The following is a 26,807-nucleotide window of genomic DNA, read 5'->3' as shown; positions in this document are numbered from 1 at the left end:
TCCTTCCATATGAAGAGCCAACCCGATGCCGCCAGCCGTATGGTGGCCGAGGTAGTGACGCAGTTGCCTGTGCCCTCGCGGCTCGGCATGCTTCGTTTCGAACGGCTGAATGAAGCGAGCTGGGCGCTGCTGTTTCTTGATCCCAATTGCGAACGACAATTCGGCCTGCCGGCTGTGGAACTCTGTGCTCTGGTCGGCTCGCCCTACGCCAGCCTGATGGAGCCCGAAGCGCGTTATCAGCTGCATGACGCGGTTCAGCAACAACTCACCGAAAGCCCGCATTACCTGATCCGCTACACCCTGCACACCGCCGCCGGCTCCTTGAACCTGCTGGAACTGGGCGAAGCCTACAAACAACACAATCGACACCTGCTGCGCGGCTACCTGCTGGTGGTCGACGGCCTGTTCGAGGGCGAGCAACTGCTGCCGGCCCTGGACCTCGAAACCCAGAACTCTCGCCTGCAAATCGCCCTGGAACTCAATCAGCGTGCGCAGCAGGAACAGCTTCTGCACCTGGACCGGGTGCGCGCCCAGCAAGACTTGATCCTGCTGCTGACCCGCCAGCGCTATAGCAGCAACAACTCCCTGAAAGAAGCCGCCGAGCTGATCACTCGCAGTGCCTGTGACATTTACGAAATCGACTGCGCCAGCCTTTGGAACCTCGAAGGTTCACTGCTCGTGCCGATTTCGGCCTATCACCGCGCCAGCCAGAAATACCTGCTGCCGGAGCCGATTGACGTCAGTCTCTTCCCTGATTATCTGGATGCCTTGCACACCGGCCGCGCCATCGACGCCCACAACGCCATGCGCGACCCGCGCACCCGGGAAATGGCCGAACACCTGCGCCCGCGCGATGTGAATGCGATGCTCGACGCCAGTATTCGCGTCGACGGACAAGTGGTCGGCGTACTCTGCCTGGAGCAGACCGGTACGCCCCGCGCCTGGCAATCGGACGAAATTGCTTTCGCCGGTGAGTTGGCGGATCAGTTTGCCCAAGTCATCAACAACCACAACCGCCGCACCGCCACCAGCGCCCTGCACCTGTTCCAGCGTGCGGTAGAGCAAAGCGCGAACGCCTTTTTGCTGGTTAGTTGCGATGGCGTGGTGGAATACGTCAACCCGAGCTTCACGGCGATCACCCAGTACACCACCGAAGAAGTCCACGGCCAGCGACTGTCGGAACTGCCGGCACTGGAAAACCTCAGCGAACTGTTATTCGACGCGCACTCGGCGCTGGCCAAGAGCAACAGCTGGCAGGGTGAGTTCAAAAGCCGCCGCAAAAACCTCGAACCCTACTGGGGCCAGTTGTCGATTTCCAAAGTCTACGGCGACAACCGCGAGCTGACGCATTACATCGGCATCTACGAAGACATCACCCAGACCAAGCTCGCTCAGCAGCGTATCGAGCGTCTGGCGTATACCGATAACCTGACCAACCTCGGCAACCGCCCGGCCTTCATCCGCAACCTCGATGAACGTTTCGCCCGAGACAGCGATACCCCGATCAGCTTGTTGCTGGTGGACATCGACAATTTCAAGCGGATCAACGACAGCCTCGGCCACCAGACCGGTGACAAACTGCTGATCAGCCTGGCCCGACGCCTGCGCAACAGCCTGAGCCCAAGTGGCAGCCTGGCGCGGTTCGCCAGTAACGAATTCGCCGTGTTGCTGGACGACACCGACCTGCGTGCGGGCCAACAGATCGCCAATCAATTGCTGGCGACCCTCGACAAGCCGATGTTCGTCGACAACCAGCTGATCAGCGTCACCGGTTCCGTGGGCCTGGCCTGCGCGCCGTTGCACGGTCGCGACCCGCAAACCCTTATGCGCAACGCCGGTCTCGCCCTGCACAAGGCCAAGGCCAACGGTAAACATCAGGTCCAGGTGTTCACCGAAGCGCTGAACGCCGAGGCCAGCTACAAACTGTTCGTCGAAAACAACCTGCGTCGCGCCCTGACCCAGAACGAGCTGGACGTGTTCTACCAGCCCAAACTCTGCCTGCGCAGCGGTCGCCTGTTGGGGATGGAAGCGCTGCTGCGCTGGAACCATCCGGAAAAAGGCATGATCCGCCCGGACCAGTTCATCAGCGTCGCCGAAGAAACCGGGCTGATCATTCCGATTGGCAAATGGATCGCCCGCCAGGCCTGCCGCATGAGCAAAGACCTGACCGCCGCGGGCCTGGGCAATCTTCAGGTGGCAATCAACCTGTCGCCCAAGCAGTTCTCCGATCCGGACCTGGTGTCGTCCATCGCTAACATCCTCAAGGAAGAAGCGCTGCCGGCCAACCTGCTGGAACTCGAACTCACCGAAGGCCTGCTGCTGGAAGCCACCGAAGACACCCACTTGCAGCTCGATCAGCTCAAGCGCCTGGGCCTGACCCTGGCCATGGATGACTTCGGCACCGGTTACTCGTCGCTCAGTTACTTGAAAAAATTCCCGATCGACATCATTAAGATTGATCGAAGCTTCATCCACGAAATCCCCGACAACCAGGACGACATGGAAATCACCTCCGCGGTGATCGCCATGGCCCACAACCTGAAACTCAAGGTCGTGGCTGAAGGCATCGAAACCGCCGAGCAGTTGGCGTTCCTGCGCCGTCACCGCTGCGACGTTGGCCAGGGTTACCTGTTCGACCGACCGATCCCGGGCACCGAGCTGATCGAAAAGCTCAAGCGCTATCCGCGTGGCCCGATCGCCTGAATATGGCTGAATGCTCTTTCTGCCTAGACACAAAACCCTGTGGGAGTGAGCCTGCTCGCGATAGCGTTGTATCAGGCAGCATCTACGTCACTGACACACCGCTATCGCGAGCAGGCTCGCTCCCACAGGGATAATTGGGCAAACTGGCGGTCTGACTTTCTACATCCAAACCTGACTGAGAGGACTGATCATGGTCTTGCGCTCGGAAATTCTGGTGAACAAAAACGTGCTCCCGACTAAAGAACAAGCTCTGCCTGGCCGTGAAACCCCAATGACCGTGCCGGAAAAACACTTCGTCCACGACGCCCCGCTGCTGGGCCCGTTCGCGATGGACGTGGATTTCGCGATCTTCGGCCTCGGCTGCTTCTGGGGCGCAGAGCGCAAGTTCTGGCAGCGCGAAGGCGTGGTCAGTACGGCGGTGGGTTACGCCGGCGGCTTTACGCCGAACCCGACGTATGAAGAAGTCTGCTCGGGCCTGACCGGCCACAGCGAAGTGGTACTGGTGGTCTACGAGCCTGCAAAAGTCAGCTACGAAGAGCTGCTGAAGATGTTCTGGGAACTGCACAACCCGACTCAGGGCATGCGCCAGGGCAATGACATCGGCACCCAGTACCGCTCGGTGATCTACGCCACCAACCCGACTCAGTTGGCAGCCGCCAAGCACAGCGAGCAAGTGTTCCAGGCTGAGTTGACCAAGGCTGGGAAAGGCACGATCACCACTGAAATCGACGAAGCCCCGACGGTCTACTTTGCCGAGGCTTATCACCAGCAATACCTGGCGAAAAACCCTGAAGGGTATTGCGGCATTGGCGGTACAGGCGTGACTTGCCCGATATAAACCCCAAAAAGCAAAAGATCGCAGCCTCGTTTCACTCGACAGCTCCTACCGGGTTACGCATTCCCTTGTAGGAGCTGTCGAGTGAAACGAGGCTGCGATCTTTTGATCTTGCTCGTCGATTGACCCTATTCGGCGATCAACCAATCCATCTGCCACCCACCCTGGGTCTGCCCCAACTTCTTGGACAACCACGGCAACAGCTCACGCAATTCTTCTTCCAAGCCCCATGGCGGATTCGCAATCGCCAGCCCCGAGCCATTCAGACTGTTCGGCGTATCCAGCGGATGCACCAGCAGCTCGACCCGCAACAACTTCGGCGCGCCCGTACCCGCCAGGTCCTGATAAAAACGACGCAACATGCGCTGATCCTTCACCGGGTACCAAATCGCCGCCACCGTCTGACGCATCCGGCCAATCGCTTCTTTCAGCGACGCCGCACAGCGCTGCATCTCATCCAGCTGCTCGAACGGCGGATCAATCAACATCACCGCCCGCTTCTCCTGCACCGGCAACATCGCACGCGGCACATGCCAGCCTTCACCCAAGTGAACCTTCACCCGACGATCACCGGCCATGTTGTCCTTGAGCAGCAAGCCGTCTTCGGGGTGCTTCTCGTTGAGCATCACCCGATCCTGCGGCCGCGTCAGCCGCCGCGCCAACTCCGGCGAACCCGGGTAATAGCGCAACTGGCCATCCGGGTTCATGTCGTGCAGCACCTTCATGTAATCAGCGGTCAACGCTGGCAGATCCGGCTGATCCCACAGACGCGCAATACCTTCCAGGTACTCACCGGTACGGCTCGCCTGATCACCCTGCAGGTCATACAGACCAATGCCGGCGTGAGTGTCGAGATAGGCAAACGGCTGCTCCTTGCGCGACATCAAAGCGATGATGCGGGTCAAAGTCAGGTGTTTGAACACATCGGCGTGATTGCCGGCATGGAAGGCGTGACGATAATTCATGATTGCTCCTGCGAAGGGCGGGAAGTTTACCTTGTACGGCGGCGAACGTCAGGACCTCGCAGCCGAGCGGGCAATCCCCCCTCACCCTAACCCTCTCCCCAAGGGGCGAGGGGATTGATTTTGGCGATCTCTCGCCCTCCATCGACCTGAACGATCAAAGTGAACTCAAGCTTGGCCAAGCCAAGGTCACCTTGCAGTCGCAGGTCGCAGAAAATCCCCCAAACACCTCGGTCAGTCCCCTCGCCCCGTGGGGAGAGGGCTAGGGTGAGGGGCATGGATCTCAAGCCTTACACCTACTCCGAAGAGCGCGCCCGCAACCGCCGCCCAAGAACATCCAGCACATCACACCCATCCCGCAACGGAATGGCACAGAGCAAAGCAAAATCACTAAGAATGAAGGACTGACACTCGATCGAACCGCGCATGGACAAGTTCTCCATCACTTGGGTGACGGCGCGAATTCGGTAGTTGGCAGCGTCATACAAAACATCCAGCGGCGCTTGGGTGTCGACGAACAGGGTTGGCATGTCGTCGCAATTGCTGGTGAGCGCCATGAAGCGGCTTTTGGGGTGGGGGATTGGTTTTTCATAGGGCGGATCTGGATGAATACTTTTCATTTTTAAACCTCTGGTAGAAGTGGAGCTACCATCGGCCTTCCTACAGGCTTGGGTGGCAGCTATACGCGGGGTAGGAATATCGAGACCAGAGAACTCGACCACACCGAAGCGTGCCCGCGCACAGCCGCCGCAACTGATCTTACGGACGCACGTTGATGGCCGCAATTCAGGTGTCGACGCCAAAGCGTCCTCTCTAGTCTTGAAGGGTTCCTACACCCTGCCACTGAATTTTCAGTGACCACCAGAGACTATCGATGGAAAACATTTCACACCAGTTCATGGAAACCGCCGCAGCTTGAAGGAAACTTCCGACGACCTTGCCCAGAAATTTCGCAATCTTTTGCCATCATGGATGGTCAAGTCGAATAGCCAATCTGTCAGCTATATGGCGCAACCAAAGCTCGCCTGATTTCCATGCATGCCAGTAGCAGTAGTAACAGCTCAACTCTTTCAGCAAGTAATCCCGTAGTACAAACTCCTCTTTCCGCTGGCTAAGCAAAACGTTGAGCTCATGCTGCACAGCCAATAGATCCTCAGGATCGGAGTCAGCTAAAAAAGCATCGATCACCTGCTCAGCTGTGTCATGTTCGACTGTCCAATCTTGATGAAAATAGGCCCCAAAAAAATCGTGTAACTCAGGAAACTCTCTGCTCATATCTCTGGAAACCCTGTAAGTAAAAAGTATCCCTCAGGTCGCCGTGCGTCCTTTATCAACACCAACAATACCTTCGTCGCTGGCAGAGAATCGTTACTTCCGTTCGGCACGCTGACCCCTACTGGGTACGGAAACTCATGAGTAACTGTCGTCTTTCCTTTCTTCCCATTAAGAAATTTTTGGATTTTTGTTTTATTTGCCTCTAATGCTCTCGCAGAAGCCGACTCAGCAGTAGCCCGATCAGGAAATGTTGATGCCGCAGGAATTGTGGGCTCCGCCTCTAGCCTTTTAACCAACTGCATATCCGTCCTACCTATGTGCTTAGCGATTAGATGCCCACCTTGAGCTTCATGCGTCGCCAACCCGCCACCGGGAACAATTTCGCTATACGGTCCATCGACATTTCTATCACTAGGACACGGGTTACAAGACAACCCCAACGGATCAACCCACCCCGTCGGATTCGGCGTGTACTGGTACTGGTTCAGCCCGCCCGCCAGCTTGATCGGATCCGGTGTCAGATACCGTCCAACCTCCGGATCATAGTACCGATGGCGGTTGTAATGCAGGCCGCTCTCGGCATCGAAGTACTGTCCCTGAAACCGTAACGGTTGCTCAAGCTGCTCTCCCCCTCCGAATGCAAGGCGAGTGACTTTGCCGTAGGCGTTGTACTTCGCCGACCAAACAATCTCGCCACCAAAATCAGTCAGCTCCTGCGGCGTACCCAGGTGGTCGAGCTGGTAGTAAAACGGGCAAGCCTTGCGTGGTCCTTTGCCGTCGAGCATGGCCAGTGGGCGGAAGCTGCCCGGTTCGTAGACGTAGCTGCGGTAGTGCTCGCGGCTGCTTTCGGCGATGAGGTGGTCGCCTTGCCAGAAGAATTCGGTGGTGTTGCCGTCGAGGGTTTTGCTGATGCGGCGGCTGAAGGCGTCGTAGCGGTAATTGGCGCTGCGGCCGTCCGGGGTTGTGACGCCGACCAAGCGGTGTTGGCAGTCGTAGCGGTATTCGGTGACGAGATTTTGCGCGGTGCCGCGGCGTTCGCGGATGAGGTTGCCGAAGGCGTCGTAGTCGTAATGGCGGTCGCCTTGCATGAGCAGGCGGTTGCCTTTGACGGTCGTGGCGCCGGGGCGGTCCTGCATCAGCAGGTTGCCGGCGGGGTCGTGGGCGAAGCTTTCCGGTGGGTCGTCGCGGGTGTGGCGGACGCGGGTCAGGCGGTTGAGCGGGTCGTATTGGTAATTGCGTTGGCCGTGACGGGTGTCGGCGATGCTGTCGAGGTTGCCGTTGGTGCCGTTGGTGCCGTAGGCATAGTCGCGGCGATACAGCGTTTGGTGCTGTTGACTGACAGCATGGGCCTTCAATCGGCCCTGATCGTCGTAGGCATATTCGCTGAGCAACTGCCCCTGCTGGCGTTGCTGCTCGCGGCCGAAGGCGAATTGGTGGGTCGTGAGTCGCGCGCCGTTGAGGTCGATGGCCGTCAGCGCACCGCCCTTGGCGTGGTGGTAATCGAGTTTGCTGTTGTCCGGCAGGCGCAGATGGTTCAGTTGACCGCAGGCGTCATAGCCGTAGCGCAACGTGCCCCAACCCTGATGCTCGGTGATCAGCCGGTCCTGCTGATCGTATTCGAACTCCAGCGGGTGATCGTGGCCGTCGTCGACGCAGACCAGTCGGCCGAGGCTGTCGTAGCGGTATTCAACCTTGATGCCGTCGGGCAGGGTTTTGACCAGTAGACGTCCGGCCGAATCCCGCTCATACGCCGTCACCAGCTGCGAACCGTCCTCACCGAACTCGGTTTTCTCCAGCAGCTGGCCATTGAGGTCGTAGGCGTACGCCGTGCGCTGGCCGTCGAACCCGGTTTCCTGTCGGATCAAGCCATTGGGCGTGTAGTCCAGCTGATATTTTTCGCCGGATTCGTTTTCGATTTCCGTCAGCAACAGCTGGGCGTTGTCGTAGCGGTACTTCAGCTGGGTGCCGTCGGCATTGAGGCGGCGGCTGACCAGGTGCAGGTCGTCGATGTATTCGTAGCGGGTGACGCGGCCCAATTCATCGCGTTCGGCGGTGATCTTGCCGTAGGCGTTGTAGATGAACGCACGGCTGGCGCCTGTGGGAAGCGTCGTCTGGATCAGTCGGCCGATGGCATCCCATTGGTACTTCGTGACGGCACCGTGTTCGTCCTGACGGGTAATCTGCCGCCCCAACGCATCGTAGGAAAACCGCCGCATACCACCATCCGGCAGCGTTTCCTCAACCAACTGCCCCAAGCCATTCCAGACGAAGACATGCCGGCTGGTGTCCGGGTAACGGATCGACAGCAGCTGACCTTTTTCGTCGTAGTGATAATGAGTGACATGACCGTCAGGGTCGGTCGCTTCGGTGATGTCGCCCTGAGCATTGCGCAGATATTTCCACACCGCTTTGCCGCGAGAACGCGCATGCAGGAAACCGTGGCGATACTCGTAGGCCGTCGGTTCGTCTTCCGACGGAATCAGCGCAATCAGCCGTCCGACCTCGTCGTAACGGTATTCGGTGACGGCGCCGAGCGGATCCTGCTCGGCCATCAGCCGACCGTTGTCGTCGTAAGCCTTGAGGTGTTCGCCGCCGTCCAGCTCGACTTTGCGCACCAGCCGCGCCCGGTCGTCATGGACGTAAACTTCTTCGCTGCCATCGATGTTCTGGACGGTGACACCGCCCTCGTCATCCCAGACGTAACGCGCGTCCATCTGTGAAAACGACGCCCAGTGGCGGATGCAGCGGGCCGCCTTGCCGGACCTTTCCCACTCCCAGAAGAAACTCGCCCCACCGGCCAACTGCCGCTGCAGGATGACGTGCTGATCGTCGTAGTCGTAACGCTCGCTTTCGCCGGCGGCATTGGTCGCTTCGATCAGCTGATCGCGTTCGTCGTAGCTGTAACTGACCAGTGTCAGCTCGGTGTGCCAGGCCTCGTCGAGGGTCTGGGCCGGGACAAAAACCTGATAGTCGACGGCGACCAAATGGCTGCGGTCATAGCGCAATCGCAAGGCACGACCAGCGCCATTGTCGAGGCGTTTGATGCGGTCTTGTCGGTCGCGGGTGATGCGCAGGCGGTTGTCGTAACCGTCGCTGATGGTCGCCAACCGACCGTTATGAAAGTGATAGAACCGTGCGTCCTCGCCAGCCTGGGCGAGGATCAGTTCTTCGGGTTCACCGCCCAGATAAATCGCTGCCCGCGAGAGGCTGTTGTGGATCGCCGGGCGTTCACTGTTTGGCAGCGGAAAGGTCGTACGACGGTTTTCGTGGTCGATCCAGATGACGGTCTCGCCATCGATTTCCAGTCGATGGGCGAGGCTGTGACTCCAGCCGAAACCGAGGCCGATATCGATCTCGGCGGCGCTGGTGCGATAGAGCCGGGTGAAGTCGAACGGCAGGATGCCATCCAGCGAACCGTCGGTGAGGGTCAGCAGTTCTTCGCCAGTGACCATCGATACCGGGCATTTGTTGGTGGCGGTTTTATCAACGGAATCGGCGCTATCGCCGTTGGGGTTTTTCGCCTGATCCGGGACGTTGTCGTGGTGTTCGTTTTGCTTGAGCGTGGTATTGCGCTTGGCGTCCCAACGTAGTTGCATCCGACCTTTTTTTAGACCCGCAGCCACACCGCGCGCGGCGACCGATTTGTATTGGTCGACGTACTTCATGAAGGTGTTGAGGATATTGAAAACAGCCTCGACGAAGCGCGTAGCCAGACCGGCGAGCACCTTTCCGTACTTGATTCCACGAAGCTTCAAATAGGCTACGGCGGCGGGCATGCCGACACCCGTGAGAGCCAGCGCCGAAGCAATCAGAATATCGATCAGTACCGCGACAATGGCATGGCTGGCCGCCTCTGCTGTGGTACCCGCAATTTCGCTAGACGGTAACGCCGAAAACCAAAGAGTCGCGGCACGAAACAGCAGGCAAAGCGCCGCTTCATCGCTGGCCAGCAACATGGCTTTTTCCATCGCGGCGGGTGATTGCTCCGCCAGATCGATAAGTTGCTGCGCACTGCTGCCGAGCCGCTCAAGGTGGGCACCAGGATTTTTAAGGATTTCAAAGACTAGGTTCAGGCCATCCCAAACACCCATGACTGCTGCCCAACTTCCCGCCTGCATTCCGCTGCCGGCGGCCGCAAAAGTCGACTGTGACCATTGCGGTTTAAAGCCTTCCCATTCTTTGCGCAGCCACCCTTCCAACTCTTGGGTCAGGCCATCGTAGGAAGAGAAAAGATCATCAACTTGCTGCGGTGTGACTTCGCTTTGGACGTGAATGCGGTAGAACTTGCCCTCGTCTCCCTTGAACGTCCCTTTGCCATTTTCATCAAGCGTGACAGACGTTGTTTTACCGCCGTCGATGGCAATCACATCAACCTGGATATTCCCAACGGGAACGTCATAAACCGATTCGAACTTGCTCTCGATTTCCAGCATCCCACCCTTCGGGCACTGCACGACGGTAGAGAGAAAATCGTCATCGCCACTGCTCACAGTGGTGCTGGCATTGCCGAACCGAATGATCCGTTCCATCCCCATTAGCGAAGGCATATCAGTCGCGTGACTGGCCTTGTCTGCCGCCCGGCTCAACCAATGCTTAAGCTGTTCACGGTAGAGGGAAAGGGTGTTCGGGAAACTGTCGAGCTCCTGCTCGATGAGTACGATCTGATCCATCAGTTCAGCTCCGCCATCAGGTAGTTCGCCAAGGCTGTTTTGGGTGCTTGTGGCAGGTCCGGTGCCTCAAGAAAGATCGCGACCTTGTGGCGCAAAACGCTTTCGGAAAACGCCTCGTAAAGGTCAGGGCGTTCCTCGCTCAACCACTTCAGCAAGTTGCTTATTCGAGTTGTTGCGAACTCGGTACCGAGGTGTTTGAGCAGTGGTTCGGAAACTTCCCACCACGGAAAAACCCGGGAACTGTTCAGCGCTTGACCACCGATTTCGAGTGATTGGCCATTGATCAAACAGCGCCCGATCACGGGCATTAGCTGCGTAGCGTTAACCTCGGCAGACTGAAGGATCGACAGCAAATAGCGCCCATCCCAAAAGCGAAAAAACACTGCGTTGCCGTTGGGCAAAAGGACTTGAGTGAGGCTGCGAAGATGCTCGACCAGCACCTCTTGAGAAGCAGTAGAAACCGCCAACCAACCCCAATCACGAGACTCGGTTGTGGCAACCCACTCCAAAAACTCACCGTCCGCAGCGATGATTCCCACATAAGGCATCACCGGCTCCCACTCGGCGTAAACGGTGTCGGCCCAGATCGAACTGGGTGCTTGAGCAGTGACCGACTGCTGCCAGGCTTTGAACGGTTCAGCGGCACTCGCATTGCTGAAAATGGCGAACAACTGTTCCGAGGGTTTAAGCGGCTGGCGCTCCAGCCAGTCACGAGGTGACATGCGATCAGGCTGCACAGACACCGTCCTTGCAGCGCTCACATTCCTCACAGAACGGCGCGTCGCTTTTCAGGCTCAGAATCTGTGCGGCACTCAGCAGCGCTGCCGGGACGGCGACGAGTTGCAACGGCGTATCCGGCAAGGCTGGCGATGCAGCCATGGCCGGCATCAACGCACCACCAACTTGTATTGGCACGCTGCTGAAGATCCCGCCGGGACCGATGTTGATCCACTGTCCGCCCGCCTGAATGGTCGCGCTGGCCCCGCCGTCGATCACCACTTGCTGACCAGCGCTGACATGGAATTGCTGACTGGCATTCAGCGCCTGGCTGGTCACGCGAATGTGTCGGTCACCGACTACCACCAGGTGATCATCCAGTTTCACTTCGGTCTGGCGCTGGCCATGGGTGATGCGTTGCTCGTCGGCCTTCAACTCATGGCGAGCGGTGCCGGTGACGACAATGCTGCGGGCGTTATCGACCTGCACCTGTTGATCATTCAGCACGTGCTGGGTCCAGTTTCGCTGGGCACGCAGGTAGATTTCCTCGGCGCCTTTGCGATCCTCAATGCGCAATTCGTTGTAACCGCCGCCACCGGGACTGCTCTGGCTGCGGAAAATGCTGCGGGTTTTGTCGGCGGGCAGATCGAGTGGCACTGGGGTTGCGGCGTTAGGCAGGCAACCCATCACCAGCGGTTTGTCGGCATCGGCGTCGACGAATCCCACCAGCACTTCCATGCCGACTCGCGGGATCATCACGCTGCCATAACGGTCGTGGGCCCAACCAGTGGCGACGCGTAGCCAGCAGCTGGAGTGTTCGTCGAGCTGACCGTCACGGTCCCAAGCCAGCTGAACCTTGACCCGACCGAACTCGTCGCAATGGATTTCGCTGTCGATCGGGCCGGTGACCACGGCGGGTTGATAGCCGAGCATGCGCGGCTTGTCTGGCCCCAGTGGTGGGCGAAACGAAACGTCCCACGGCGTCGCGAGAAAGGTATTGCGATAGCCCTGGAAATCATCCGGGCCGTCGCTGGTAACCGACTCTTCCAGCACTTGCGGCTGGCGGCCACGGTGTTCAATTTCGGTGATCAACCACAGGTCATTCCATGCCTGACGCGGATGCTCGGCCAGGTGTAGGAAATGCCCGCTGACCAAAGCCGATTCGTCGCCACGACCTTCGGCCTGACGGAAGTCGGCGTTGTGGCGTTCGAGTGCTCGTTGGGCCAGATGCTTGCCGTGTTCGCGGTCGGTGAATTGGCCAGGAAAGTGGTAATCCTCGAGTACCGGTTGCAGCTCGCTGTCGAGGCGGCTTTCAAGTTGCAGGCGAGGTTTCTGGAAGTCGTAGTCGCGACGGGTTACCGCTGTCGTCCGGGTTTCCAGTCGCACGTTGAAACGTTTGATCGCCGGTGCATCCGCCGCCATTCCGCTGCCCGGCAGGTAGAGCGTCGGCTCGGGCAGACGAGGGAAAACCGTCTGGTCATCACCAAACACCAACAGGTGCCCGTCGAGGCTGTGCTGAAAGTGGTAGTGAATGCCGATCTCGGCGCACAGGCGCTGGATGAACGCCAGATCGCTTTCAGCGTATTGCACGCAGTACTCGCGCGCTGGGTAGTCGCTGCCGAGCCGAAACTCGAAAGCATCGCGCTGGATGCCGTGGTCCTTGAGAATTTGCGCGACGATCGCCGGCACGCTTTTGTGCTGGAAGATCCGCTGATTGATGCGCTGACCGAGGTAAGCCAGACGCGGCACGAGACTGATTTGGTAACCCGTCAGGCGTTGTCCGGAATCGCTTTGGCCGACGCGAAATATCTGACCATGAATGCCGGAACCCTGTGCATCAAAACTCAGAAACGCCTGACGGTGCAGCAGGCTTTCGAGTTCGATGTCGGGCCGCTCGCTGACCAGTTCCAGGTCAAAGCGGTAGGGTTGGCTGATGGCTTCCGTGCCCGTGAACTCAAGCACCTTGAGCTCATTCTGGACACCGTCGATCGTCAACGTGAAACGCGGTTGATTGGCAGGAGCGAACATCCGATGTGTCTCTGCAGAATGAAGGCGGGCGATTCTGCATGAGCGACAAGGGGTGTTGATGGAGGGACAGGGAAATCAGATTTGTCCTGCTTTTTTAGAGATTTTTCCGTCAACAATCAGTGTGATTGGCTACAGACATTCCCTTCAAGACCACCACCAATCCCTGTGGGAGCGAGCTTGCTCGCGATGGCGTCAGGTCAGTCGACATTGATGTTGAATGATCTACCGCTATCGCGAGCAGGCTCACTCCCACAGGGGTATGTACAGGGATTCGAGATTTGCGTAGGCAAAAAAAAACGGCCCGCATCCAGTAGGAAGCGGGCCGTTTTTTTGTAGCCGAAAGGTCAGAGCATCAGCTCATCCCGATCACTTGTTCAGACGGAAATCTGCCTCGGCAGCGGCGAAACGCTGAAGCATGCCTTTAGTAGGCTCGCCCAGCTTGCTGACAATGTAGATCGCCAGGCTGGCGAAGATGAAACCAGGGATGATTTCGTACAGGCCCAGCAGTTCGAAGTGTTTCCAGACGATCACGGTGATCGCGCCGACCAGGATGCCGGCCAGTGCGCCGTTGCGGGTCATGTCTTTCCATATCACGGAGATCAGGACAACCGGACCGAACGCAGCGCCGAAACCGGCCCAGGCGTAGCTGACCAGACCCAATACGCGGTTTTCCGGGTTAGCGGCCAATGCGATAGCAATCAGGGCAACCAGCAAAACCATGGCACGGCCGACCCAGACCAACTCTACCTGGGAGGCGGTTTTACGCAGGAAGGTTTTGTAGAAGTCTTCGGTCAGGGCGCTCGAGCACACCAGCAATTGGCAGCTCAGGGTGCTCATGACAGCAGCCAGAATGGCCGACAGCAGTACACCGGCAACCCACGGGTTGAACAGGATCTTGGCCAGTTCGATGAACACACGTTCGTGGTTTTCGCTCACTGGCATGGCCACGGCAGGGTTTGCCGAGAAGTAGGCAATACCGAAGAAACCGACAGCCACGGTGCCGCCCAGGCACAGGATCATCCAGGTCATGGAGATACGGCGAGCGTTAGCGATCGACTTGACCGAATCCGCCGCCATGAAGCGCGCCAGGATGTGCGGCTGGCCGAAGTAGCCCAGGCCCCAGCCCATCAACGAGATGATGCCGATGAAGGTGGTGTTTTTCAGCATGTCGAAGTTGCTTGGATCTTGTGCTTCGATGGCCAGGAACGTGGTGTCGATGCCGCCAGTGGCCAGCAGCACGATGATCGGCGTCAGCAACAGGGCGAAGATCATCAGCGTGGCTTGTACGGTGTCAGTCCAGCTCACGGCCAGGAAACCGCCGACAAAGGTGTAGGCAATCGTCGCCGCAGCACCGGCCCACAGCGCCGTCTCGTAGGACATGCCGAAGGTGCTTTCAAACAGACGGGCGCCGGCCACGATGCCGGAAGCGCAGTAGATGGTGAAGAACACCAGGATCACGACGGCGGAGATGATCCGCAGCAGGCCGCTTTTGTCTTCAAAACGGCTGGAGAAGTAATCCGGCAGGGTCAGCGCATCGCCGTTGTGCTCGGTCTGCACGCGCAGACGGCCGGCGACGAACAGCCAGTTGAGGTAAGCACCGATGATCAGACCGATGGCGATCCAGCTTTCGGAAAGACCGGACATGTAGATAGCGCCCGGCAGGCCCATCAACAACCAGCCGCTCATGTCGGAGGCGCCGGCGGACAATGCAGTCACGACGCTGCCCAGGCTGCGACCGCCCAGAATGTAATCAGAAAGGTTGTTGGTGGAGCGATAGGCCATGAAGCCGATCAGCACCATTGCTGCGATGTAGATCACGAACGTGATCAGTGTTGGATTGCTTACGCTCATTAAGTGATGCCCTGGCTTTGTTTTTATGTAGCGGCAGAGTGTGAAACCGCCGACAAACGACAACGTTTGTTCAGACGATTTCGGGGCCCGCGCATTTATGACTGATGTTTCCCCAGGAAAGCCATCAGCCGGTGCACCTGTCTTTTTTGACCGGTTGCACCTTGGGCGCGAATGCTATTCAACAAAGCAAATAAGGTGCAACCAGTTTCGCGAGAATAAGTTGCACCTAGTCGGATTTACCTGAAAAAGCCCTGTTTTTGCTCCCTTTTAGCGCAGTCCTGGCGGTTTACTAGAAGTAAAAGCACCAAGCAGGAGCGGTACGTTCGTACCGGAATTTTATTCCTGACGAGCTGCGTATTATTCCGACAAAAAAAGGGTTGCACCCGGTTGCACCTCGACGGTTGCACGGCTAATCTTGCCGCCAGCTGATGCCACGCGGTCGTGGCAAACATGAGGATAAAAATATGGCTACCACCACCCTTGGGGTCAAACTTGACGACCCGACCCGCGAGCGCCTCAAGGCTGCCGCGACCTCGATTGATCGCACGCCGCACTGGCTGATCAAGCAGGCAATTTTCAATTACCTGGAAAAACTCGAGGGTGGTGCAACCCTGACCGAGCTGAGCGGTTTGATCAGCAAAGACGCTGACGACGCCGGCGAGGTCCACGGTGACCACGCGCACCAGTGCTTCCTCGAATTCGCTGAAAGCATCCTGCCGCAATCGGTGCTGCGCGCTTCGATCACCGCCGCTTACCGTCGCCCTGAGCCAGAAGTGGTACCGATGCTGATCGAGCAGGCTCGCCTGCCGGTCGCCATGGCTGAAGCCACCAACAAACTCGCCTCTTCGATTGCCGAAAAACTGCGCAATCAGAAGAGCGCCGGCGGCCGTGCCGGGATTGTTCAGGGCCTGTTGCAGGAATTTTCCCTGTCGTCCCAGGAAGGCGTGGCGCTGATGTGCCTGGCTGAAGCGCTGCTGCGCATCCCGGACAAGGGCACGCGTGACGCACTGATCCGCGACAAAATCAGCACCGGCAACTGGCACCCGCACTTGGGCAACAGCCCATCGCTGTTCGTCAATGCCGCCACGTGGGGCTTGCTGCTGACCGGCAAACTGGTCGCCACCCACAACGAAGCCGGCCTGACGTCGTCCTTGAGCCGCATCATCGGCAAGAGTGGCGAGCCGATGATCCGCAAGGGCGTCGACATGGCCATGCGCCTGATGGGCGAGCAGTTCGTGACCGGCGAAACCATCGCCGAAGCCCTGGCCAACGCCAGCAAGTTCGAAGCCAAAGGCTTCCGCTACTCCTACGACATGCTGGGTGAAGCCGCACTCACCGAGCACGACGCCCAGAAGTACCTGGCCTCGTACGAACAAGCCATCCACTCGATCGGCAAAGCGTCCCACGGTCGTGGGATTTATGAAGGCCCGGGCATCTCCATCAAGCTCTCGGCATTGCACCCGCGTTATAGCCGTGCGCAGTACGAGCGCGTGATGGACGAGTTGTACCCGCGCCTGCTGTCGCTGACCCTGCTGGCCAAGCAATACGACATCGGCCTGAACATCGACGCCGAAGAAGCTGACCGCCTCGAGCTGTCGCTGGATCTGCTGGAGCGCTTGTGCTTCGAGCCGCAACTGACCGGCTGGAACGGCATCGGTTTCGTGATCCAGGCTTATCAAAAGCGTTGCCCGTATGTGATCGACTACGTGATCGACCTGGCTCGCCGCAGCCGTCATCGCCTGATGATCCGTCTGGTAAAAGGCGCTTACTGGGACAGCGAAATCAAGCGCGCCCAAGTCGAAGGCCTGGAAGGCTACCCGGTCTATACCCGCAAGGTGTACACCGACGTTTCCTACATCGCCTGCGCCCGCAAACTGCTGTCGGTGCCGGAAGTCATCTACCCGCAATTCGCCACGCACAACGCCCACACCTTGTCGGCCATCTACCACATCGCCGGTCAGAACTATTACCCCGGCCAGTACGAGTTCCAGTGCCTGCACGGCATGGGCGAACCGCTGTACGAACAGGTTGTAGGCAAAGTTTCCGAAGGCAAGCTGAACCGTCCGTGCCGCGTGTACGCACCGGTCGGCACTCACGAAACGCTGTTGGCGTACCTGGTACGTCGTCTGTTGGAAAACGGTGCGAACACCTCGTTCGTCAATCAGATCGCCGATCAGTCCATCTCGATTCAGGCGCTGGTGGCCGATCCAGTGGCCAGCATCGAGCGGATGGCGACGCTGGAAGGCGGCTTCGGCCTGCCGCACCCGCGTATTCCGCTGCCGCGTGATCTTTATGGTGCCGAGCGCGCCAACTCCAGCGGCATCGACATGGCCAACGAACATCGTCTGGCTTCGCTGTCCTGCGCCTTGCTGGCTACCGCTCATAACCACTGGAAAGCGGCGCCGATGCTCGGTTGCGCGTCCAGCACTGAAACACCTGCGCCAGTCCTGAACCCGTCCGATCTGCGTGACGTGGTTGGCCACGTACAGGAAGCGACCGTCGAAGACGTCGACAACGCGATCCAGTGCGCCCTGAACGCTGCGCCGATCTGGCAGGCCACCCCGCCCGCCGAACGCGCCGCGATTCTGGAACGCGCCGCCGATTTGATGGAAGGCGAAATCCAGCCGCTGATGGGCCTGCTGGCTCGCGAAGCCGGCAAGACCTTCGCCAACGCCATCGCCGAAGTGCGTGAAGCCGTGGACTTCCTGCGTTATTACGCGGTGCAGGCGCGCAACGATTTCACCAACGACGCCCACCGTCCATTGGGCCCAGTGGTCTGCATCAGCCCGTGGAACTTTCCACTGGCAATCTTCAGCGGCCAAGTCGCTGCGGCACTGGCTGCCGGCAACCCGGTTTTGGCCAAACCTGCGGAACAAACTCCGCTGGTAGCCGCTCAAGCCGTGCGTTTGCTGCTCGAAGCCGGGATTCCGGAAGGCGTGCTGCAACTGCTGCCGGGCCGTGGCGAAACCGTTGGTGCGCGTCTGGTCGGTGACGATCGGGTCAAAGGAGTGATGTTCACCGGCTCCACTGAAGTCGCTCGTTTGCTGCAACGCAACGTCGCGGGTCGTCTGGACGCTCAAGGTCGCCCGATTCCGCTGATCGCCGAAACCGGTGGCCAGAACGCGATGATCGTCGACTCCTCCGCATTGACTGAACAAGTCGTGATCGACGTCGTATCGTCGGCTTTCGACAGCGCCGGTCAACGTTGCTCGGCACTGCGAGTGCTGTGCCTGCAGGAAGATTCCGCTGACCGTGTCATCGAAATGCTCAAGGGCGCCATGGCTGAATGCCGTCTCGGCAACCCTGAGCGCCTGTCCGTGGACATCGGCCCGGTGATCGACGCCGAAGCCAAGGCCGGTATCGAGAAGCACATCCAGGCCATGCGCGACAAAGGTCGCAGCGTGTACCAGGTGGCAATCGCCAACACCGAAGAAGTCAAACGCGGCACCTTCGTGATGCCGACGCTGATCGAACTGGAAAGCTTCGACGAGCTGCAACGGGAGATCTTCGGCCCGGTGCTGCACGTGGTTCGCTACAAGCGCAAAGACATCGATCAACTGATCGGTCAGATCAACGCCTCCGGTTACGGCCTGACCTTGGGTGTGCACACTCGCATCGACGAGACCATCGCCAAGGTGATCGACAACGTCAACGCCGGTAACGTCTATGTGAACCGCAACATCGTGGGTGCTGTGGTCGGCGTGCAGCCGTTCGGTGGTGAAGGCCTGTCGGGCACCGGCCCGAAGGCCGGTGGTCCGTTGTACCTGTACCGTCTGTTGTCGACACGTCCTACCGATGCGATCGAACAATCCTTCGCTCGCGGTGATGCCATCGTGGCACCGGACGTTCGTCTGCGTGATGCCATGAGCAAACCGCTGAAGGCCCTGCAAGCCTGGGCTGACAGCAACAAGTTCGCCGACCTGAGCACCCTGTGCGTGCAGTTCGCGGCGCAATCGCAAAGCGGGATCACCCGTGTTCTGGCGGGCCCGACCGGCGAGCGCAACAGCTACGCCATCCTGCCGCGCGAACACGTGCTGTGCCTTGCGGAAGTCGAAGGCGATCTGTTGACACAACTGGCGGCGGTATTGGCTGTAGGCAGTTCGGCGGTATGGCCGGAAGCTGAATTGACCAAGGCGTTGTTCGCACGTCTGCCGAAGGAAATTCAGGCGAAGATCAAGCTGGTTTCCGACTGGAGCAAGGACGAAGTGCTGTTTGATGCGGTTCTGCATCACGGCCATTCCGATCAGCTGCGTGCGGTCTGCCAGCAAGTGGCCAAGCGTGCCGGTGCGATTGTTGGGGTTCATGGCTTGTCGCAAGGCGAGAGCAACATTGCGCTGGAGCGTCTGGTGATCGAGCGGGCGTTGAGCGTTAACACTGCTGCGGCGGGTGGTAATGCGAGCTTGATGACCATCGGTTAACACGCTGTAAGCCAGGCAACCGCAATGGTTGCCTGGCAATCAAATCCCTTGTAGGAGTGAGCCTGCTCGCGATAGCGGTCTGTCAGTCAGTCACATCCATTTTGACTGTGCCATCGCCATCGCGAGCAGGCTCACTCCTACATTTGATTAGTGTTGCCCCCACCTCTCCATCACTCCCATCAATCATCGTATCCAGCCTCTATTCCCCGCCTTAGACTCGGCCCAACCCCAATTTCAGGTAGGCCGCCATGTCCGAGACGTTGCTCAGTTCCCGCAATCTGGCTTTCGAGCTGTACGAAGTCCTCGATGCCGAAGGCCTGACCCAGCGTGAGCGCTTCGCCGAGCACAACCGCGAGACCTTCGACGCCGCCATCGGCACCGCCCGCACCATCGCCGAGAAGTTCTTCGCTCCGCATAACCGCAAGGGCGACGAGAATGAGCCGCGCTATGAGGACGGTCAGGCGATTCTGATTCCGGAAGTGAAACCAGCGGTGGACGCCTTCCTCGAAGCCGGTTTCCTCAACGCTGCGCGCAGTTTCGATGCGGGCGGGATGCAACTTCCTACGTTGTTGTCCCAGGCCTGCTTTGCGCATTTTCAGTCGGCCAACGCGGCGTCGACCTCTTATCCGTTCCTGACCATGGGCGCGGCGAACCTGATCGAAAGTTTCGGCACTGAGGAGCAGAAACAGCGCTTCCTGCAACCGATGATCGACGGACGCTTCTTCGGCACCATGGCGCTGACCGAACCGCATGCCGGCTCGTCGCTGTCGGATATTCGTACCCGCGCAGAGCCTTCGTCTGACGGCACGTATCGGCTCAAGGGCAACAAGATTTTCATCTCCGGCGGCGATCACCCGTTGTCGGAAAACATCGTGCACATGGTGCTGGCCAAGTTGCCGGATGCACCGGCTGGCGTGAAAGGAATTTCGCTGTTCATCGTGCCCAAGTTTCTGGTCAACGATGACGGCAGTCTGGGCAAACGCAACGACGTGCTGCTGGCCGGCTTGTTCCACAAGATGGGCTGGCGCGGCACCACCTCCACCGCGCTGAACTTCGGCGACAACGGCGAGTGTGTCGGCTACCTCGTGGGCAAGCCGCACCATGGCTTGAGCTACATGTTCCAGATGATGAACGAGGCGCGGATCGGCGTCGGCATGGGCGCGGTGATGCTCGGTTACGCCAGTTATCTGTATTCCCTGGAATACGCCCGCGAGCGTCCGCAAGGTCGCGTGCCGGACAGCAAGGACCCGAACACCGCGCCGGTGGCGATCATTCAGCACGCCGACGTCAAACGCATGTTGCTGACCCAGAAAGCCTACGTCGAAGGTTCGTTCGACCTTGGGTTGTACGCGGCGAGACTGTTTGACGACACCACGACGCTTGAGACTGAAGCCGAGCGCAAACAGGCCCACGAACTGCTGGATTTGCTGACGCCGATCGTCAAATCCTGGCCGTCGGAGTTTTGCCTGAAGGCTAACGAACTGGCGATCCAGATACTCGGCGGCCACGGCTACACCCGCGAATACCCGGTGGAGCAGTATTACCGCGACAACCGCCTGAACCCGATTCACGAAGGGACTCACGGCATTCAATCGCTGGATTTGCTGGGCCGCAAACTGGCGCAGAACGGTGGTGCGGGGCTCAAGCAATTGATCCGTCTGATTGCCGATACCGCCGAGCGCGCTCAAGCGTATGAATCGTTGACCGCGCTGCGTGAGCCGTTGGAGAAATTGGTGGCGCGCCTGCAAACCGTGACCATTGGTTTGCTGACGGATTTGGGGCAAGGCAAGGTTAATAGCAGCCTGGCGAACTCGGCGCTGTACCTGAAAGTGTTCGGGCACACGGTGATTGGCTGGCGCTGGCTGGAGCAGGCGATTCGCGCTGAGGAAGGATTGACCAAAGGGAATGCGGCGGATGTGAGCTTCTATAGAGGCAAGCTGCAGGCGGCGCGGTATTTTCTGACGTGGGAAGTGCCGGGTTGCCACCATGAACTGGCGATTCTTGAGGCGCGGGATGATGTGTGCCTGAACATGCAGGATGAGTGGTTCTGATCCTGAATCTTTGGCATAGCTGAAAACCAATCGCGAGCAGGCTCACTCCTACAGTTGAAATGCGATCAACTGTAGGAGTGAGCCTGCTCGCGATGGCGTCAGCGCAGACAACACATCAACTCAGCTTGAAGCTACCCATCTGTCGCGCCAAATCATCCGCCAAGCGCTGTAACGTCTGACAGTCTTCACGGCAAGCTCTGACCTCTCCTGCCGTCGCCCGCGCCAGATCAGAAATCCCCTGCACGTTCCGGTTAATCTCTTCCGTCACCACCGACTGCTCTTCCGTCGCCGCCGCCACCTGATGGTTCATGTCGCTGATGCGCTCGACCTGGCCGGTAATCGCCGTCAACGACGCCCCGGTGCGTTGGCTCGATTCGACACCCGTGCCCGTCGCAGCTTGCCCAGTGTGCATCGACGATACCGCGTTCTCCGCGCCTTGCTTGAGGCTGCCGATCATCTGCTGAATCTCATCAGTCGACGCCTGCGTCCGCCGCGCCAACGTCCGCACCTCATCCGCCACGACCGCAAACCCACGCCCCATGTCCCCGGCCCGCGCCGCTTCGATGGCCGCGTTGAGCGCGAGCAAATTGGTCTGCTCGGAAATCCCGCGAATCACCGCCAGCACCTGATCGATGGACGCCACCTGATGGGCCAACTCGCCCACCGCACTGGCAGCGAGGCCGATTTCATCGGACATGCTTTCAATATGCCGGATCGACCCGCCCACCACTTCCCGCGCCTGCATCGCTTCATCGCGGGCAGTTTGTGAAGCCACCGCAGCGTTACCAGCGTTCTGGGCGATTTCCTGCACGGTCAGGCCCATTTCGTGGACGGCGGTGGCGACCATGTCGGTCATTTCCTGCTGCCGGCCGGAACGTTCGGCGGTGTTGTCCACCACCCGCGCCACCTGGCCGACTGCCGTGCGTAAACGCTCGCTGGTGGTCAGCACTTCGCCAATCATGTCGCGCTGACTTTCAAGGAATCGATTGAAGCCACGCGCCAGGTCGCCCAGTTCATCGGCGCGACTGGAATCTAACCTGTGGGTCAAATCTCCACCACCGCTACCGATGGCTACCAGTGCTGCTGTTACCTGACGGATCGGCCGCACCAATCCACGGGCCAACAACACCACCAGCATCAGGCAAACCAGCGCCACCGCCAGGCCGATACCACTGCTCATCCACATCGCGCGGCGGGCTTCGGCGTAGATCTGCGACTGTGGCACTTCGGCCACCAGGGTCCAGCCCAAGTCCCGCAACGGCAGGCTCAATGCCAGGAAATCTTCGCCTTCGCGCTCGAAGCTGCTGTGGGTGGCAGCTTGTTGGCCCATGACGGCTTGCGCTGCCGGGGCGCCGATCTGTTCAACCAGCGTGCGTTTGCCACTGAACTGCGCTTCGGGGTGAACCTGGATCAAACCGTCGGAACGCACGAGATAGACCTTGCCGCGCTCACCGAAGTTGAAGTTGTGGATCAGCTCCGACAACTCTTTCATGCTCAGGCCGAGCCCGGCAACGCCCACGACTTTGCCGGCCTGCTCGACCTTGAAGTCGATGAACAGGGCCAATTCGCCGGTGGCGGTGTCATTGTCGATATTGAGGGTGCGCGGCTGGTTGCTGTCGAGGAAAGCATAGAACCAGGCGTCCTTTGGATTGGAGCGACTGAGGGTCCGGTCCAGGCCTTTTTCAGTGAAGTAATGGTTGGACGCGGTGCCGACAATAATCGCGGTAAAGGCTTTGTGCTCGGCGCGGATGCCTTCCAGATAGGTGACGAAGGTGTTGGTCTGGGCGCTGTTTTCGCCCCCGACCAGCCACTCGCGCACCATGCTATTGCTGGCGATGTCCTTGGCGGCGGTGAGGGGTTGTACGAGGATTCGCTCGATGTCGTTGCGCATCGCTTCGATGCTCGACGGTAACGCTTGTTCGACCAGATAGCGCTCGGCGAGACGGTTGACCACGAGGGTATAAATGCCAACCACGATCAGAATACTGACCAGCAGGGCGGTGCCCATGCTCAGGATCAACTGCCATTGAATACTGCGTCGCCAGAACTGCATGGAGCACCCCCAAAGAATAAGAGGCTGAAACGCTGCAACAGCCGTGCCGACTGTATACAACGCAAACGACAATTTATTCTTTGGTTGTGCGCAAAGCCGATCAGGCCTGATTGATCGTCTTGGCGATCACCTTCAACCTTGATACTGCATGCGCCTCGGCAGCACATCCGCTGCACATCCACAACTGTCACTTATGACAGGTTACAAATCCGAAAAAACCAATAAAATCGAAGGGACTTGGAAGGGTACAACATCGTCGTCTTCAAGTGCGCCTATTCAGGCATCAGTCTCACAACTATGAATTCGACAATGGAGTTAATGCGATGATCACTAACGTAAAATTCTTGAAAGAAGATGGTCAGCCTCTCAATCTTGCTCTAGCAGATAGCAGGAGCTTGCCATTCAGTGACCTGGGCAAATACATGGCCGTTGATGACCACATAACCCTTTTAGACGGGTCAAAATACCGAGTAGCAAGAAAAGAATTCATCGAAGTTCCAGGAAACAGCCAATTCGGCGATTACGAAGTTCAATTTACCTTCGCATTTCCTGGATAAACAATATGTCTGGAGTCCCTCGCCGGGACTCCATGCACACTTGAGCTGCAAAGAATAGAACTTCTAGGATCGCCTATTCGGGCAAGTGTAGAAAATATTAATTTCTCTCAATAGTCTTGGAGATCACTTCAACCGTGGCGCTGACTTGCTCTTGGTAACGGTCGAGTTCCTGCTTGTGCTGTTTCTGCATTTCGATCTGCTGCGAGCACAGATTCATCGCGGCCAGCACCAGCAAGCGGTCACCGATCAGCGTCGGGTACTTCCGTTTGGTGTCGGCCAGGGCAGCCTTCAGCATTAACGCGGCGTCCAGCAGGGTTTGCTCTTCCCCGGCTGGCGCCTTGATCGAATAGTCCTCCCCCAGGATCGAGACGACTTTTACCCCTGCGGCGCCGTGATTCATGCGCTGACTGGGCCGGCGCTTACGCGCTCAACCAGGGCCTGGATACGTGCGGCGGTGGCACCTTGTTTCTCTTCCTGTTCCATCAGGCTCAGTTGCAGGCTCTCGTTTTCATCCTTGGCCTGAGCCAGTTCTGCGCTCAGGGTTTGGTTGGTGCCGAGCAGGGTCTGGTTCTGTTGCACCAGGTCGCTGACCAGCTGTTCCAATTGGCTTAGGGATGCTTCCAACATTTTGATTTTCCAAGCATTTTCAAAGGGCGCGTACGATAAAGAAAAGTCACCACGGATGCCAGGGTTATTGGGGCGCAAGGCCTTGATTTTCCTGGCGGGCGACCTTCCTCGCGAACTTTAAAGACTGTGATTGGCGGATCTGGTTCCTGCACTTCGTCGCCGGAGCCTTTGTGCGACAAAAACGCGCAGGGCCTCAAGACTTTAGTCGTACGACCGATAAGTCACCCATACGTCAGTCTCAGCGCCGCACGGATGCGCTCATTTCGGTAAACACCATGTCCCTTCGTAATATGAATATCGCGCCACGGGCGTTCCTCGGTTTTGCCCTGATTGGCGGCCTGATGCTGATTCTGGGTGTGTTCGCCTTGAACCAGATGAGCAAGATTCGCGGTGCCGCCGAGGACATCACCTTGAGCAGCGTGCCGAGCATCAAAAGCCTCGACGAGTTCACGCAACTCACCCTGCGCCTGCGCGTGCTGTCCTACCGTTTGCTGGTGAACCGCGAGCCGGACGTCCAGCAAAAGACCATGGAACTGCTGGAAACCCGCAATCAGCAGATTCGTGCCGCTCAGGCGACTTACGAAAAACTGATCACCAACCCGCAGGAACGTTCGGCCTACGACCAGTACGTGCAGTTGCTCGGCCAGTACCGTCAGATCGAAGACCGCATGAAGACTTTGTCGCGCAACAATCAGGTCGATGAACTGCGCACCTTGCTCAATACCGAACTGCTGACCAACTCCGAAGCGGTGAACACCGTGTTGAACCGTTTGCTGGAGATCAACACGCAGCAGACCGTCGACACCAATCAGCAAGCTGCCGACCAGTACTCCTCGGCGTTCAATCTGGTGGTAACGCTGCTGGTGATCGCCACCGGCCTGACGTTGTTGTTCGCCTGGTTGCTGACCAACAGCATCACCAAGCCGATCGCCAATGCCCTGAGCGCCGCCGAAGAAATAGCTGAAGGCAACCTGACTCGCCCGATCACAGTAGACGGTGAGGACGAAGCCGGCCGCTTGCTGCTGGCCATGTCGAAAATGCAGGACAAGCTGCGCGACACTCTGCAACGGATTTCCGGGTCCGCCACGCAACTGGCGTCCGCCGCTGAAGAGCTCAATAGTGTCACCGACGAAAGCGCCCGCGGCCTGACCCAGCAAAACAACGAAATCGAACAGGCCGCCACCGCGGTCAACGAAATGACCAGCGCCGTGGAAGAAGTCGCGCGCAATGCCGTCAGCACGTCCGAAGCCTCGAAAAACGCCACCACCTCCGCCGGTGATGGCCGTGACCTGGTGCAGGAAACCGTCAGCGCCATCGAACGCATGAGCGCCGATGTGCAGAGCACCGCGACCCTGATCGGTGACCTGGCCAACGAGTCCCGTGACATCGGCAAAGTGCTGGACGTGATTCGCGGCCTGGCTGACCAGACCAACTTGCTGGCATTGAACGCAGCCATCGAAGCAGCCCGTGCCGGTGAGGCCGGTCGTGGTTTTGCCGTAGTAGCGGATGAGGTGCGTGCCCTGGCCCATCGCACCCAGCAGTCGACCAGCGAAATCGAACGCATGATCGGCAGCATCCAGAGCGGAACCGAACACGCGGTGGATTCGATGCGCAACAGCACCGAGCGTGCTGAATCGACGTTGAACATCGCTCGTGGTGCTGGCATGTCGCTGGACACTATTAATAGCGCCATCGTCGAAATCAACGAACGCAACCTGGTCATCGCCAGCGCTGCCGAAGAGCAGGCACAGGTTGCCCGTGAAGTGGATCGCAACCTGGTGAACATTCGTGATTTGTCGGTGCAGTCGGCGACCGGGGCGAATCAGACGAGTGCCGCGAGCAATGAGCTGTCGCGGTTGGCGCTGGACCTGAACAACATGGTTGGGCGGTTTAGCCTTTAACCTCACCCATGATCGTTCCCACGCTCTGCGTGGGAATGCCTCACCGGACGCTCTGCGTCCGCTCTAGGGACGCGGAGCGTCCCGGGCTGCATTCCCACGCAGAGCGTGGGAACGATCACCGTCAAAAGCTTTTTGACAGCATCACATTTCAACAGGTTA

16 protein-coding genes and 2 pseudogenes are annotated in these 26,807 nt (G+C 58.7%); 7 read left to right on the top strand and 11 right to left on the bottom strand.

Annotation, left to right across the window (positions count from 1 at the left end):
• Window positions 1-9 precede the first annotated feature (9 nt).
• Entirely contained in the window at window positions 10-2,703 is a 2,694-nt protein-coding gene (locus tag AC3IUE_RS02350; protein ID WP_489265319.1) for a putative bifunctional diguanylate cyclase/phosphodiesterase, read from the top strand.
• 190 nt (window positions 2,704-2,893) lie between these two features.
• Window positions 2,894-3,541, top strand: a complete 648-nt coding sequence (gene msrA, locus AC3IUE_RS02345) for a peptide-methionine (S)-S-oxide reductase MsrA (protein ID WP_046045665.1) — start codon at window positions 2,894-2,896, stop codon at window positions 3,539-3,541.
• Window positions 3,542-3,666: 125 nt separating this feature from the next.
• Here msrA and AC3IUE_RS02340 read toward each other — a convergent pair whose 3' ends face one another.
• The 7 genes from AC3IUE_RS02340 to putP all read right to left on the bottom strand — a co-directional run bounded on the left by AC3IUE_RS02340 (window position 3,667) and on the right by putP (window position 15,041).
• A complete protein-coding gene (locus tag AC3IUE_RS02340; protein ID WP_008149676.1) occupies window positions 3,667-4,503 on the bottom strand; it encodes a 23S rRNA (adenine(2030)-N(6))-methyltransferase RlmJ in 837 nt (278 codons plus the stop codon).
• Window positions 4,504-4,796: 293 nt separating this feature from the next.
• Window positions 4,797-5,120: a hypothetical protein gene (locus tag AC3IUE_RS02335; protein WP_429534491.1), complete on the bottom strand. Its 324-nt coding sequence runs from the start codon at window positions 5,118-5,120 to the stop codon at window positions 4,797-4,799.
• A gap of 346 nt (window positions 5,121-5,466) precedes the next feature.
• Window positions 5,467-5,775 carry a contact-dependent growth inhibition system immunity protein gene (locus AC3IUE_RS02330; protein ID WP_489265315.1) on the bottom strand — a complete coding sequence of 103 codons (309 nt, stop codon included), beginning with the start codon at window positions 5,773-5,775 and terminating at the stop codon, window positions 5,467-5,469.
• The gene (locus AC3IUE_RS02325) at window positions 5,772-10,445 is read right to left on the bottom strand and encodes an RNase A-like domain-containing protein (RefSeq protein WP_489265313.1); all 4,674 of its coding nucleotides are present in this window, start codon (window positions 10,443-10,445) and stop codon (window positions 5,772-5,774) included. The genes AC3IUE_RS02330 and AC3IUE_RS02325 overlap by 4 nt, the downstream gene beginning before the upstream one ends.
• Window positions 10,445-11,182 carry a DUF4123 domain-containing protein gene (locus AC3IUE_RS02320; protein WP_462000556.1) on the bottom strand — a complete coding sequence of 246 codons (738 nt, stop codon included), beginning with the start codon at window positions 11,180-11,182 and terminating at the stop codon, window positions 10,445-10,447. The genes AC3IUE_RS02325 and AC3IUE_RS02320 overlap by 1 nt, the downstream gene beginning before the upstream one ends.
• A complete protein-coding gene (locus AC3IUE_RS02315) occupies window positions 11,172-13,190 on the bottom strand; it encodes a type VI secretion system Vgr family protein (protein ID WP_489265311.1) in 2,019 nt (672 codons plus the stop codon). The genes AC3IUE_RS02320 and AC3IUE_RS02315 overlap by 11 nt, the downstream gene beginning before the upstream one ends.
• 366 nt (window positions 13,191-13,556) lie before the next feature.
• Window positions 13,557-15,041, bottom strand: coding sequence for a sodium/proline symporter PutP (putP, locus tag AC3IUE_RS02310; RefSeq protein ID WP_074873014.1), 1,485 nt, complete (start codon window positions 15,039-15,041; stop codon window positions 13,557-13,559).
• Between the two features lie 464 nt (window positions 15,042-15,505).
• Between putP and putA the strand changes: the two genes are divergently transcribed.
• Window positions 15,506-19,459, top strand: coding sequence for a trifunctional transcriptional regulator/proline dehydrogenase/L-glutamate gamma-semialdehyde dehydrogenase (putA, locus tag AC3IUE_RS02305; protein WP_489265309.1), 3,954 nt, complete (start codon window positions 15,506-15,508; stop codon window positions 19,457-19,459).
• A gap of 248 nt (window positions 19,460-19,707) precedes the next feature.
• On the top strand, window positions 19,708-21,510 hold the full coding sequence (locus AC3IUE_RS02300) for an acyl-CoA dehydrogenase (RefSeq protein WP_489265307.1): 1,803 nt from the start codon (window positions 19,708-19,710) through the stop codon (window positions 21,508-21,510).
• A gap of 115 nt (window positions 21,511-21,625) precedes the next feature.
• Here AC3IUE_RS02300 and AC3IUE_RS02295 read toward each other — a convergent pair whose 3' ends face one another.
• Together AC3IUE_RS02295 and AC3IUE_RS02290 are read right to left on the bottom strand one after the other, a co-directional pair.
• On the bottom strand, window positions 21,626-22,357 hold the full coding sequence (locus tag AC3IUE_RS02295) for a methyl-accepting chemotaxis protein (RefSeq protein WP_489268744.1): 732 nt from the start codon (window positions 22,355-22,357) through the stop codon (window positions 21,626-21,628).
• Between the two features lie 135 nt (window positions 22,358-22,492).
• Window positions 22,493-23,518 (bottom strand): annotated as a pseudogene (locus AC3IUE_RS02290) (HAMP domain-containing protein); the annotation flags it as partial.
• Between the two features lie 368 nt (window positions 23,519-23,886).
• On the opposite strand from AC3IUE_RS02290, the gene AC3IUE_RS02285 reads away from it, so the two are divergent.
• Window positions 23,887-24,120, top strand: a complete 234-nt coding sequence (locus tag AC3IUE_RS02285; protein WP_489265306.1) for a hypothetical protein — start codon at window positions 23,887-23,889, stop codon at window positions 24,118-24,120.
• Window positions 24,121-24,217: 97 nt separating this feature from the next.
• Here the strand turns inward: AC3IUE_RS02285 and AC3IUE_RS02280 are convergent, their stop codons facing one another.
• A complete protein-coding gene (locus AC3IUE_RS02280) occupies window positions 24,218-24,520 on the bottom strand; it encodes a cell division protein ZapA (protein ID WP_489265304.1) in 303 nt (100 codons plus the stop codon).
• Window positions 24,517-24,747, bottom strand: a complete 231-nt coding sequence (locus AC3IUE_RS02275; protein WP_008149645.1) for a hypothetical protein — start codon at window positions 24,745-24,747, stop codon at window positions 24,517-24,519. Before AC3IUE_RS02275 ends, AC3IUE_RS02280 begins: the two co-directional genes overlap by 4 nt.
• 275 nt (window positions 24,748-25,022) lie before the next feature.
• Between AC3IUE_RS02275 and AC3IUE_RS02270 the strand changes: the two are divergent.
• Both AC3IUE_RS02270 and AC3IUE_RS02265 read left to right on the top strand, forming a co-directional pair.
• Window positions 25,023-25,793 (top strand): annotated as a pseudogene (locus tag AC3IUE_RS02270) (MCP four helix bundle domain-containing protein); the annotation flags it as partial.
• Entirely contained in the window at window positions 25,776-26,648 is an 873-nt protein-coding gene (locus AC3IUE_RS02265) for a methyl-accepting chemotaxis protein (protein ID WP_371925560.1), read from the top strand. The pseudogene AC3IUE_RS02270 and the gene AC3IUE_RS02265, both read left to right, overlap by 18 nt.
• The last annotated feature ends 159 nt before the right edge of the window (window positions 26,649-26,807 follow it).

The organism is Pseudomonas sp. GL_093 (assembly GCF_057837605.1).
The sequence above is the reverse complement of the archived record's forward strand: the minus strand, read 5'-3'. Positions and strand labels throughout refer to the sequence as shown.